7 protein-coding genes are annotated in these 12,471 nt (G+C 67.1%); 3 read left to right on the top strand and 4 right to left on the bottom strand.

What is annotated here, in order from left to right; genetic code table 11:
- Positions 1 to 20 precede the first annotated feature (20 nt).
- Positions 21 to 3,902, bottom strand: coding sequence for a PAS domain S-box protein (locus HF203_RS04655; protein WP_168667080.1), 3,882 nt, complete (start codon positions 3,900 to 3,902; stop codon positions 21 to 23).
- 129 nt (positions 3,903 to 4,031) lie between these two features.
- Positions 4,032 to 5,072: an AmmeMemoRadiSam system radical SAM enzyme gene (amrS, locus tag HF203_RS04660; protein ID WP_168667082.1), complete on the bottom strand. Its 1,041-nt coding sequence runs from the start codon at positions 5,070 to 5,072 to the stop codon at positions 4,032 to 4,034.
- Positions 5,073 to 5,262: 190 nt separating this feature from the next.
- On the opposite strand from amrS, the gene cysZ reads away from it, so the two are divergent.
- On the top strand, positions 5,263 to 6,486 hold the full coding sequence (gene cysZ / locus HF203_RS04665) for a sulfate transporter CysZ (protein WP_168667084.1): 1,224 nt from the start codon (positions 5,263 to 5,265) through the stop codon (positions 6,484 to 6,486).
- Positions 6,487 to 6,495: 9 nt separating this feature from the next.
- On the opposite strand, the gene HF203_RS04670 is transcribed toward cysZ, so the two are convergent.
- Positions 6,496 to 7,206, bottom strand: coding sequence for a class I SAM-dependent methyltransferase (locus HF203_RS04670; RefSeq protein WP_168667085.1), 711 nt, complete (start codon positions 7,204 to 7,206; stop codon positions 6,496 to 6,498).
- 219 nt (positions 7,207 to 7,425) lie between these two features.
- On the opposite strand from HF203_RS04670, the gene HF203_RS04675 reads away from it, so the two are divergent.
- Together HF203_RS04675 and HF203_RS04680 are read left to right on the top strand one after the other, a co-directional pair.
- Positions 7,426 to 8,520, top strand: a complete 1,095-nt coding sequence (locus HF203_RS04675) for an efflux RND transporter periplasmic adaptor subunit (RefSeq protein WP_168667087.1) — start codon at positions 7,426 to 7,428, stop codon at positions 8,518 to 8,520.
- Positions 8,517 to 11,603: an efflux RND transporter permease subunit gene (locus tag HF203_RS04680; RefSeq protein WP_168667089.1), complete on the top strand. Its 3,087-nt coding sequence runs from the start codon at positions 8,517 to 8,519 to the stop codon at positions 11,601 to 11,603. The genes HF203_RS04675 and HF203_RS04680 overlap by 4 nt, the downstream gene beginning before the upstream one ends.
- A gap of 42 nt (positions 11,604 to 11,645) precedes the next feature.
- Here HF203_RS04680 and HF203_RS04685 read toward each other — a convergent pair whose 3' ends face one another.
- Positions 11,646 to 12,374 carry a nuclease-related domain-containing protein gene (locus HF203_RS04685; RefSeq protein ID WP_168667091.1) on the bottom strand — a complete coding sequence of 243 codons (729 nt, stop codon included), beginning with the start codon at positions 12,372 to 12,374 and terminating at the stop codon, positions 11,646 to 11,648.
- Positions 12,375 to 12,471 lie beyond the last annotated feature (97 nt).

Here is a 12,471-nt window from a genome sequence, read left to right on the forward strand (position 1 = left end):
CAGCGGATCCGTTGCTCAACTCATGGGGGCGCGATCTCCTCGAGCAAGCGCGCCAACATCTCAGCCAGACGCAGCGCCAGAGTCTCGGTCTCGGGGGCGGCGGCACGGGCGGCGCGTTCGAGGTCGCGCGCCTGCAGCGCCAGTCCCTGGGCCTCGAGATTGCCGGCACTGCCGGCCAGGGTATGGGCCAGGGTGGCGATGCGCTCGTAATCGGTAAGGGCGCTCGCCTCACGGAGCTGCGCCGGGGTCCGTGCGTGTGCCTCCGACATGGCGCCGAGCAGGCGCTGGATAAACGCGTCCCGACCACCGAACTTCTCACGCAAGGTCTCCCAATCGATCAGTCGCTCGACACCGACATCAATATCGGGTTCGGGTTCGGGTTCGGGTTCGGGTTCGGGTTCGGGTTCGGGTTCGGGTTCGGGGGACACGCTATCATCACCGGCGCCGGCGTGCGCGGCCAGCGTGTGCAGCCCATCACAAACCTCGTATAACGCCCGCTCGAGCCCGGTCAGCGCGGCACCATGATCACGCGCCGCAGCAAGCACCTCGACCAATGCCGCAGCCGCCTCGCGCACCCGCACCAACCCCAGCCTCTCGGCCACCTCCACCAGGGCCCGGGCATGGCGTGCCGCCAGCTGGCCATCGCCGACACGCTCCGTGCCGAGCAGTGCACGCAACCGCGCGGCATCGGCACCGTGTGCCTCGACAAAGCGCCCCAGGGCCGCGAGCAGTGCCTCGCGCTGACCACCAACAAGCCTCAATCCCTGCTCGAGATCGACCCCCGGGATCGCCTTCTCCCCGGCGCGGGGTTCGAGCCACTCGACGATGGCCGCATACAGTGCATCGGGATCGATCGGCTTGGCCAGATGGCCGTTCATCCCCGCCGCCTGGCTCCGGCGCTGATCCTCCTCGAAGACATTGGCCGTCATCGCCAAGATCGGGGTCTGCGCATACCCGGGCAGGCGCCGGAGCCGGCGCGTCGCCTCGAGCCCGTCGAGCACCGGCATCTGGATATCCATCAACACCAGCTCGAAGCAGGTCTCGGCGGCACGCGCCAGCGCCTCGGCACCATCGCCGGCGACCCAGACCTCGACCCCGAACCCGGCGAGGATGTCGCGGGCAACGTCCTGATTGACCGCGTTGTCCTCCACCACCAGCACCTTGGCCCCCCGCAACCGCTCGGGGGCATCGAGCAGCGCACGGGGCCGCTTGGCCACCACCGGCAAGGGCTGCTCGGCGATCTGGAACGGCAACTCCACCCAAAAGGTACTGCCGACCCCCAGTTCGCTCTCGACCCCGATCTCACCGCCGAGCAGCAGCGTCAACCGCCGGCTGATCCCCAGCCCCAGCCCGGCACCGCCATAGCGACGCGTCGGTGAACCATCGACCTGCTCGAAGAGCTCGAAGATACGTGCCTGCTGCGTCGCGTCGAGTCCGATACCGGTATCGCGTACCGCCAACCGCACCCGGATGCGTTCGTCCTCGCCGCCGACGAGCTGTGCGCTGACCACGACCTCGCCACGCTCGGTGAACTTCAGCGCGTTACCGAGGAAATTGAGCAGGATCTGGCGAACCCGCAGCACATCGCCGATCAGCGCCAGCGGGATCTGTGGATCGATCTCGCGGCGAACCACCACCCCTTTTTCCTGCGCCCGACTCTCGAGCTGGGCGATGGACTGATCGAAGAGATCGGCAAGGGCTAAGGGCGCACGGTTGATCGTCAGCTTACCGGCCTCGATCCGCGAGAGGTCGAGGATGTCGTCGATCAGCTCCATCAGGTGATGCGCCGCCTCATTGATACGCTCGACCCGATCGCGCAGTCTGGGGTCGGACTGTTCGCGCCGCAGCAGCTCGGTCAACCCGACGATGGCATTCATCGGGGTACGGATCTCATGGCTCATGTTGGCTAGGAACAGGCTCTTGGCCTGACTGGCGCTCTCGGCAGCGCGCTTGGCCGTCTCCAGCTCGGCGGTACGCGCCCGTACCTGGGCCTCGAGGTCGCGCCGACGGCTGTCGAGCTCGGCCTCGATGCGTTTGCGCTCACTGATATCCTCGACCAGGACGGCGAACTGCCCCCGGGTCGGCGAATAGGCGATGAGATTGAACCAGCGCTCGAAATAGACCGCATAGGTCTCGAAGCGGATCGGCTCGCCGGTGAGCGCCACCCGGCCATAGCGACCGATCCAGTCGATGGGGTCCTCGTCGATCCCCGGAATCACCTCGCTGATACAGCGGCCGATGACCTGCTCCTGCGAGAAGCCGGTCAACCGGGTATAGGCCGGATTGACGGCGAGGAAGCGGTAGTCGATCGCCTGCCCCGCCGCATCGGCGATCACCTCGTGCAGGGCGAAGCCGACATGCATGTTCTCGAACAGCGCGCGAAAGCGTTGATCGCTCTCGCGCAGCGCCGACTCGGTCCGCTTGAGTTCGGTAATGTCGTTACCAATGGCGAGCACCTCGAGCAGCGCGCCATCGGCATCGAACACCGGCTTGTTGGTCCAGTTCACCCACACCTGCCGACCATCGGCGCAGCGATTCTGATCGACGCGGTTGAGGTGTCCGACACCGCACTCGAGCAACCTGCCCAGCTCGACACTGAGGCTGTCGTGCGGCGCGGCCATCAACACCGTGAAGGGGGCACCGATCAAGGTCTCGGCGGCATAGCCGAAGAAGCGCTCGGCATAGGGATTGACGAATTCGATATGACCATCGTGCCCGAGCCGGATGATGGCGCTGTTGGCATGCTCGACCAAATCACGATAGCGCTTCTCGCTCTCGTAGAGCGCACGCTGGGCCTCGTGGGCGGAGGTGACATCACGCCCGACACCGAGCACCCCGGTCAGCTCGCCAGTGGCATCGCGGATCGGGGTGTTGATCGTCTGCATCCGCACCCGCCGACCCGCGGCGCACTCGATCCAGGCCTCGTAGCGGATCGCCGCGCCCTGGTCGCGGACCTCGCGGTCGCGCCGCACCACCCCCTCGGCGAGTCTCGTCGGGAGCAGTTGATGGTCGTCGCGACCGAGGATGTCGGCCTTGTCGAGCCCGAGACAGTGGGCAAACGACAGGTTACAAGCCAGGTAGCGCCCCTCCAGGTCCTTTAACCACACCTGGTCGGGGATCGCCTCGATCAGTGCACTCAGACGCCGCTGCTCGTCTTCGAGCGCGATCTCGGCGCGCTTGCGCTCGGTGATGTCGTGCAGATAGCCGTGCCAGAGCACCCCGCCGCCGGGCTCGCGCGCCGGCACCGACCAGGCCTCGAGCCAACGCTCGCCGAGCCGCGGATGGAGGTAACGGTACTGGTCATGACGACGCGCCAGCGTGCGCTCGCAGTGACGATGGTGGGCGATCACCCGCGGCAGGTCCTGGGGATGGATCTGTGCGATGAAGCGGCGCCCATCGGCGATCAGCGCGGCCCTGCGAAACCCCAGTACCTGACGCGCCGTCGAGGTGATGAAGGTGATCCACGGCAACGCCTCGGCATCGAGCCGATAGGCATAGATCACCCCCGGGACACTGGCGACGACACGCTCCAGGCGCAGGTGCTCGTCATCCTCGTGCAGCGGCGCAGGTGCGGCCATCCGCGCCAGGTGGTCGAACAGGTCGCCAGGCAGCGCCTGCCAGCCCAGATGGCGTGGCGTGGCGCCGCGCTCGTCGACGGCGGTAAGCAGCAACACCGGGCACGCCAGCGCCAGCAGGGGGGGAAGATCGGGCGGCTGACCGCCACGACCATCGCACAGGATCAGGTCACAGTCCCCGGCGCCGAGGACAGCGAGCGACTCAGGGTCGTCGAGACGACGGCGTTCGAGCTGGTGCGACACCCCCGCGAGGTAGGCATCGAGGACCAGTGGTTCACGGGTGGCATCCTCCAGCAAGAGGATGCGCAAGGGCGGCTGCTGCTCCATGGGATCTTCCACCAAGGGGGCCGGCGGCCCGCGTCCCGCGACAGATCGATCGAGAGGCGCCGACCATGGGGACGACACCGGCGCAAGCCACTAGATAGGCATGCGGAGACGGCGATCCAAGGGGCGTGCTCAGACGCGCGGCGCGGAGGTGAAGAGCCCGCGACAGCGGGTCGCGCAATACGGACAGCATCCGGCCTCGTCGAGGCCAAGGTGTACCAACCGATGACCGGCACGCGCGATCACCCGGGCACCACACCCGCGACACCAGGTATCCCCCCCGCCCTCGAGCCGCAGGTTGCCGAGATAGACATGGCGCAACCCGTTGGCCCGGGCGATCTCGCGCGCCCTGATCAGGGTCGAGGGCGGGGTCGCGGCATGCTCGCGCAACCGATGCGCAGGATGAAAGGCGCTCAGGTGCAACGGTACCTCGCAGCCGAGGTGACCGGCGATCCAGGCACTCAGCGCATGCAGGCGCCGCGGATCGTCGTTCTCGCCGGGGATCACCAGGGTGGTGACCTCGACCCAGACTGCGGTCTCGTGCACCAGATACTCCAGGGTCTCGAGCACCGGCGCCAGCCGGGCGCCACAGAGTTGCCGGTAGAAGCGGTCGTCGAAGGCCTTGAGGTCGATGTTGGCCGCATCGATCGCGGCATAGAACTCGGCGCGCGGAGCGGGCAGCACATAACCGGCGCTCACCGCCACCGTATACAGCCCCGCCGCGTGCGCGGCCGCGGCACACTCGAGCGCGTACTCATGGAACACCACCGGATCGTTGTAGGTGAAGGCCACCGACCGACAACCAGCCGCCCGGGCCGCAGCGGCGATCTGGGCCGCAGCGATCGGCGGCCCAGCGCTCGCGCTCGAGGCCCGCGACCGGCTCATCTCCCAGTTCTGACAATAGCGACACGCGAGATTGCAGCCGGCGGTGCCGAAGGAATAGGTCAACGACCCTGGCAAGAAGTGGTTGAGTGGCTTCTTCTCGATCGGGTCGGGAGAACAACCGAGTGGTTGGGTGGCACCGCTCAGTACCAACGCACCCGCATGACAGACGCGCACGTAGCAGCGTCCACGCTGACCCTCGGTGAGTCGACAGCGGTGCGGACAGAGCAGGCACTCGACCCGGCCATCGGCCAATGCATGCCAGTGACGCGCCGGATGCTCGGCGAGCATCGTCCACCTCCCGTGCGTTTTGTGCACTGCGTCGTGGTCTTCGGCTGAGTATACTGCTGCGGATGCGCGTCGCCGCCACCGGCGGGCGCATCCACCGACCCCGTCCTCATCCGGACGGTCGAGTCCCGTTAACCCTCGGGCGCTGCTCACACGCCGAGCGCCCCTTCGCTAACGACGTCAGATGCCACTTATGGTCGCCAAACCCATGCTCGGTGCCGGATACCTGTTGCAAGGCGTCCGGCTGATCACCCGTCCCGGGCTCAGACGCTTCGTGCTGATCCCGCTGGCGGTCAACATCCTCGTCTTCTCGCTGGCGATCTATCTCGGGGTCCGCGAGTTCGCCACCTTCCTCGAACTGATCGAGGCCCAAATCCCGAGCTGGCTCGGCTGGCTCGACTGGATCCTCTGGCCGGTGTTCGCGCTGCTGTTGCTGGTGGTGGTGTTCTACACCTTCAACCTGGTCGCCAACCTGATCGCCTCGCCGTTCAACAACCTGCTCGCCGAGAAAGTCGAGCTGCTGCTCACCGGTCGACCGCTGCAGGACAGCGGCGGGGTCGGCAAACTCCTCAAGGAGTTGCTCCCGACCCTGTTCGAGGAGCTGGTGAAGGTGGTCTACGCCCTGGCCCTGGCCATCCCCTTCCTGGTGCTGTTGTTCGTGCCGGTGGTCGGGCCGCTGCTGTGGTTTCTCTACACCGCCTGGATCCTCGCGGTGCAGTACAGCGACTACCCGATGGGCAACCACGGGCTGAAGTTTCGCGAGATGCGGGCACGGCTGCGCGGCGAGCGCGGACTCAGCCTCGGCTTCGGCGCCGCCGCCGCCGGGCTCGGGATGGTGCCGGTGGTCAACTTCATCCTGATGCCGAGCGCAGTGGCCGGTGCCACCGCGATGTGGGTGCGCGAGTTCAATCGCGAGAATACCCGGGCGCGCTATCAGGGCCCCTACGAATCGCGCATGACCACCCGCTGGGTCCGACTCGAGATCGACCATCTCTCCGGGCACATCGACGGCGAGGTCCTGCTCGGTCCGTTGCGCGGCCAGCGTCTGGGCTCGATCACCACCGAGGCACTACTCGAACTACTCGCCGGCGGTTGCGCCAGCGACGCCGACTCGGCCGAAGCACTCGAGGTCTATCTCGGTCGTGAGCGCGGCCAGCGTTTCAGTGAACGCCCCCGCGCCCGGCAAGAGACCGAACCGCGCAGCAGTGCCCCGCAGCCACCGCAGAGCACCCGCATGAGCCGTGACGAGGCCTGCGCCATCCTCGGGGTTGGTGCAGACGCCGACAATGCCGCGATCCGCGCCGCCCACCGGCGACTGATCCAGCGTATGCACCCGGATCGCGGTGGCTCGGCCTATCTCGCCGCCAAGATCAACGAGGCCAAGACGGTGCTGATGCGCGCCGCAGAGGCGGCCTGAATACCGTCGCTAACCCGGCTTGCGCAGCACGTCGACGCGATGCGGTTTGAGAAAGTGCGCACCACTCGGGGTCAGGTGGCGCTCGAAGGCGGCACGGATCGCGGCACGGCGCCCCGGCGGCAAGGAGGCATCGCGATGGCTGACATCAATGAAGCGCGCGGCGAAGCACTCCCAGTCGGGATAAGCACCCTCGGCCTGGTAGAAGACCTCGCGCTCGCAGCGAAAGTACCCGGCCTCGACCGCGCCCTGGAGTGCGGCGAAGGCCGCCGTACGCGCCGTGCGCTCGTCGTGGATCAGCCCGGTCAACTCGGCGAAGGGGCCCCAGTAGACCGGCTCGGAGACATAGAGCGCACCGCCCGGCACCAGCACCCGGTGGATCTCGCGCAGCGCGCACGCCATCAACGCCGGCGGCACGTGATGCAGCGACTTGAACATGAACACCTGTGCATAGCGCTCGTCGGGATCGGCGATGGCCTGCGCCCCACCCTCGCGCAGCTCGATTGCGGCCGGCAGGTCGAGGGCACGATTGCGCGCCAGCTGGGCGCGATCGACCTCGGTGGCCACCACCCGCCGCGCACCGAAACGCTCGACCAGCAGCCGTGTCATCCAGGCCGCACCGCAGCCGAGTTCGAGGACCTCCTGCCCTGCCGGGTCGAGCAGCTCGGCGAGGATCTCGGGTTCACTGCCGCGACCATAGGCGGCGGGATCGTTGAGGCGCATCTGTTGTATCAAAGGGGAACTCTCCATATCGAGACCGGTCGTTTGGACGGGACCTTGCGTGACCGACGAGACGTCCGCGTCCCCACACCCGTATACTTCGGTTGACCTTGTCGCTCGGAATTCGACGGACCGGGTCCGATGCCTGCCATCGGCTCACCCCTCACCCGCGCCCCAGACGACACACCCAAGACATCGACCCGAAAGAGGCTCGTAGCACGCATGATCGCCCGTATCCTCACCGTGCTGGCAGCGCTCGCCGCGCTGATCGGCGCCCTCGCCGTCTTCAAGTACAATCAGGTCGCGCAGGAGATCGCCGCCTTCTCCCAACCCCGGCCCGCCGCCGCAGTCGCCGCCGTCACCGTCACCACCACCCGCTGGCAGCCCTCGCTGTCCGGGGTCGGCACGGTGCAGGCGGTCCAGGGTGTGGAGGTCAACAGCGAGGTCGACGGCCAGGTCCGCGAGATCCTGTTCGAGTCCGGCGCCATGGTCGAGGCGGGGCAGATTCTACTGCGCCTCGAGGACGATGTGGATCGCGCCACCCTCGAGGGTCTCAAGGCCGCCGAGCAGCTCGCCGAGATCCAATTGCGACGCAATCGTACCCTGTTGCGCGACCGCGCCGTCGCCCAGGGCGACGTCGACGAGCGTGCCGCCCAGCTCGATCAGGCCCGCGCCGAGGTCAAGGCCACCGAGGCCAACATCCGCAAGAAGACCATCCGCGCGCCCTTCGCCGGGCAACTCGGTATCCGTGAGGTCGATCTCGGCCAGTTCCTCGCCGCCGGCACCGCCATCGTCTCGCTCCAGGCGCTCGACCCGGTCTATGTCGACTACGCCCTGCCCGAGCGCCATCTCGCCGCACTCCACCCCGGTCAGCCGGTTCGAGTGCGCGTCGCGGCCTATCCCGATCGCCTCTTCAGCGGCGAGATCGAGGCCATCGACCCCGGGATCGACCAGGGCACGCGCAACGTGCGCATCCGCGCCCGCTTCGCCAACCCCGACCTGGCGCTGCGCCCGGGCATGTTCGCCCGGGTCGAGACCCTGCTGCCGACCCAAGACGCGGTGCTGACCCTGCCGCGCGAGGCAATCACCTTCAATACCTATGGCGACTCGGTCTATCAGATCGTCGAGCGTGAGGGTCAGACCCTGGTCGAACGCCGTCAGGTCACCACCGGTGCCGTCAACGGCGAGCAGGTCGCCATCCTCGACGGCCTCGCTGCCGGTGACCGCGTGGTACTCGGGGGACAGGTCAAGCTCACCAACGGCCAGCCGGTGCAGGTGATCGAACAGCCGGCGACCGACGAGGGCGATGCCGAATGAGATTCACCGATATCTTCATCCGCCGCCCGGTACTGGCGAGCGTCGTCAGCCTGCTGATCCTGATCCTCGGCATCCGTTCTTTCCTCGATCTCGAGATCCGTCAGTACCCGGAGACCAACAACACGGTGGTCACCGTCACCACCGCCTATCCGGGCGCCAGCAGCGACCTGGTACAGGGCTTCATCACCACCCCGCTGCAACAGGCCATCGCCGAGGCCAACGGCATCGACTTCATCCTCGGCACCAGCAGCGCCGGCACCTCGATGATCGAGGCGCACATGAAGCTCAACTACGACCCCAACGCCGCGGTCGCCGAGATCCAGGCCAAGGTCGCCAGTCGCACCAACGTCCTCCCCGAGGCGGCGCAGAACCCGGTGATCGACTCCTCCACCGGCGACTCCACCGCGCTCATGTATCTCGCCTTCACCAGCGAGCAGATGACCCTGCCGCAGATCACCGACTATCTGCTGCGCGTGGTCCAGCCCCAGCTCCAGGCGATCGATGGCGTCGCCAAGGCCGAGATCTTCGGCGACCAGACCTATGCCATGCGCGTCTGGCTCGATCCCACCCGCATGGCCTCGCTCGGGATCAGCGGCGACGAGGTCGCCCAGGTGCTCGCCAACAACAACCACCTCGCCGGCATCGGCAAGGTCAAGGGCAACATGGTGCAGGTCGACCTCTCGGCGACCACCGATGTCAGCGCAGTCGAGGACTTCCGCCAACTCGTCATCCGCGATCAGGACGACACCCTGATAAGGCTCGATGACATCGCCCGGGTGGAACTCGGCGCCAAGAGCTACGACTCGAGCAGCCTGCACGACGGCAACCCGGCGGTATTCATCGGGATCGAGCCGACCCCGGGCGCCAACCCATTGCAGGTCGCCTCTCGGGTCAAGGAGCTGATGCCGGCACTACGCGCTCAATTCCCCGAGGGCCTACAGGGCTTCGAGGCCTACGACGGCAGCGAATTCATCCAGTCCTCGATCGACGAGGTCTTCGCCACCCTCGGCGAGGCGGTGTTGATCGTGCTGCTGGTGATCTTCCTCTCGCTCGGCTCGATTCGCGCCGCGCTGGTGCCCTCCATCGCAGTGCCGCTGTCGATCATCGGTGCCGGCTTCCTGATGCTGCTGCTCGGCTTCTCGATCAACCTACTCACCCTGCTGGCGATGGTGCTGGCCATCGGTCTGGTGGTCGACGACGCCATCATCGTCGTCGAAAACGTCCATCGCCATCTCGAGATGGGCAAGAGCGGGCTGCGTGCCGCACTCGACGGTGCCCGTGAGCTGGCGCTACCGATCATCGCCATGACCACCACGCTGATCGCCGTCTACGCCCCGATCGGCTTCATGGGCGGACTGGTCGGCTCGCTGTTCACCGAGTTCGCCTTCACCCTCGCTGGCGCGGTGCTGGTCTCGGGCGTGGTCGCACTCACCCTCTCGCCGATGATCGCCGGACGGGTACTGCACGCCAGCAGCGAGCAGAGCCGCTTCGAGCGCGGCGTCGAGCGCTTCTTCGGCTGGCTCTCCAACAGCTATCGCGGCCTGTTGGTGCGCTGGCTACGCTACCCCTCGGCGACGTTGCTGGTCGCAGTGACGCTGCTCGGCGGCATCTATGTGATGTACAGCATGACCGAGAAGGAGCTGGCCCCCACCGAGGACCAGAGCATCCTCTTCTTCATGGCCACCGCGCCACAGACGGCGACCATCGATTACGACAAGCACTACGTCAACACCCAGATGTTGCCGATCTTCGAGTCCTTCCCCGAGTACAAGGAGAGCTTCATCATCATCGGCATGGGTGGCGACCAGAGCACCACCTTCGGCGGTTTCAAGATGCCGCCGACCGATGAGCGTGAGCGCTCGCAGATGGAGATCGAGCCGCAACTCCAGGGCGCCGTCTCCCGGATCACCGGGATGGAGACGGTGATCTTCCCGCGCCCCAGCCTACCCACCCCGGGCGACGGTCTGCCGGTGGAGTTCGTCATCCTCTCGGATCGCTCGCACCAGGAACTCACCGGCATCGCCGACGCCCTGCTCGGGCAGGCGATGGGCAGCGGCAAGTTCATGTTCCTCACCAAGGACGTGAAGTACGAGCGACCGCGCACCGTGCTCGAGGTCGATCGCGACCTCGCCGGCGATCTCGGCATCAGCATGGCCGACCTCGGGCGCAGCCTCGGGGTGATGCTCAACGAGGACTACGTCAACTGGTTCAGTCTGGAGGGACGCAGTTATCAGGTCATCCCCCAGGTCGAACGTGCCTTCCGCGACAGCGTCGAGGAGTTCAGCGACTACTATGTGCGCAACGGCGACGGTGAGCTGGTGCCGCTCGACGCCCTGGTGACCGTCCGCAACCAGGTCGAGCCCTCCAAGCGCATCCAGTTCCAACAGCTCAACGCCATTACCCTGTCTGGGGTTGCGATGCCCGGTGTCACTCTCGGCGAGGCGCTCGGCTATCTCGAGGAGACCGCAGGCGAGCAGTTCCCGCGCGGCGTGAGCTGGGACTACAAGGGCGAGTCGCGTCAATACAGGACCGAGGGCAGCGCGCTCGAGGTCACCTTCTTCCTCTCGCTGGTGGTGGTCTACCTGGTGCTCGCCGCCCAGTTCGAGAGCTGGCGCGATCCCTTCGTCATCCTGATGTCGGTGCCGCTGTCGATCGCCGGGGCGATGATCTTCCTCTTCCTCGGCTTCGCCAGTGTCAACATCTACACCCAGGTCGGGTTGATCACCCTGATCGGGCTGATCGCCAAGAACGGCATCCTCATCGTCGAATTCGCCAACCAACTACGCGAACGCGATGGGCTCGACAAGCGCGCCGCGATCGAGGAGGCCTCGACGATCCGGCTGCGCCCGATTCTGATGACCACCACTTCGATGCTGGTGGCAATGATCCCGCTGCTCACCGCCAGCGGCCCGGGCGCGGTCAGCCGCTTCGACATCGGTCTGGTGATCGTCACCGGGCTGGGGATCGGCACCCTGTTCACCCTGTTCGTGGTCCCGGCCTTCTATCTGTTGCTCTCACCCAAGGAGCACAGCGGCCCGGTGATCGACGAAGACGAAGCCGACACCGCACCCCAGGCCGGCTGAGCCGCAGCGCCCGTGGACTCGTCCACGGGCGCCCTACCCGGCTCACGCCCCGACCGTCCCCCACAGCCGCCACCACAACAACCCCGCCAGCGCGCCCGCCGCCCCGAGCAACACCTTACCCAGCCGGGTGCGGTAGTCGCGCCCGTGGCGGCGTTCCACCTGACGCCGGTGCCGCCAGCGCGCGAGCCAACCGCGTCGGACCTGCCCCCGCAACCGCGCCCAGGCCGCGCGCTTCGCACGCCCCACCCGGCCACCACGCAAGGTGCCCAGATCGCGCGCCAGGGTCGCGCAGCGCGACACCCCGGTCGGAACCGCATCGATAAACCGCGCCCCATCGGTGAACACCACCCGCGCATGGACCGGCTGCCCCAGCCCCAGCGCCTCCACCGCGCGGACGTGACGACGGTTCTGGTGTAGCGGATTGACGAAGGGATAGCGCCGCCGACCGATCAGCTGCACCCAGTGCGTCGCCTCGGCCGCGCCCTGGATGGCGCCGCGATAGTGCTTGGTCTCGACCACCAGCAACCCGCGCGGGGTCAGCGCCAGATGATCGATCTGGGTCAACCCGCCGCGCCCGTCGGGCAACACCACCCCGTGCAGGACCTCGGGGAACAGCGCCTCGAGCCGTCGCCCGACCATGCGCTCGCCCTGCCAGCCCCGCCAGCGCGGCAACAGCAATCGCGCGCCGAGCAACACCAGCAACGGCGGCAGACACCACAACAACGGCAGGACCAGCGCCTGGAACACCAGCGCCAAGGGATCGGAGGACAAGGAAGACACGGCAGAGGGGGAGCGGACGAAAGCGGCACACGAACGGGATCGAACCCCATGATAGCGCAAGCGGGTGGGTCGCGGCGCAACCCCATCG

The sequence above is a fragment of the Marichromatium bheemlicum genome (genome assembly GCF_012276755.1).
In the GTDB taxonomy this organism is placed as follows: domain Bacteria; phylum Pseudomonadota; class Gammaproteobacteria; order Chromatiales; family Chromatiaceae; genus Marichromatium; species Marichromatium bheemlicum.

What these genes read in the sequence shown, in the direction of transcription:
- HF203_RS04670 (WP_168667085.1), bottom strand. Translation starts at nt 7,206, where the DNA reads ATGCGCCTCAACGATCCCGCCGCCTATGGTCGCGGCAGTGAACCCGAG.
- amrS (WP_168667082.1), bottom strand. Translation starts at nt 5,072, where the DNA reads ATGCTCGCCGAGCATCCGGCGCGTCACTGGCATGCATTGGCCGATGGC.
- cysZ (WP_168667084.1), top strand. Translation starts at nt 5,263, where the DNA reads ATGGTCGCCAAACCCATGCTCGGTGCCGGATACCTGTTGCAAGGCGTC.
- HF203_RS04655 (WP_168667080.1), bottom strand. Translation starts at nt 3,902, where the DNA reads ATGGAGCAGCAGCCGCCCTTGCGCATCCTCTTGCTGGAGGATGCCACC.
- HF203_RS04680 (WP_168667089.1), top strand. Translation starts at nt 8,517, where the DNA reads ATGAGATTCACCGATATCTTCATCCGCCGCCCGGTACTGGCGAGCGTC.
- HF203_RS04675 (WP_168667087.1), top strand. Translation starts at nt 7,426, where the DNA reads ATGATCGCCCGTATCCTCACCGTGCTGGCAGCGCTCGCCGCGCTGATC.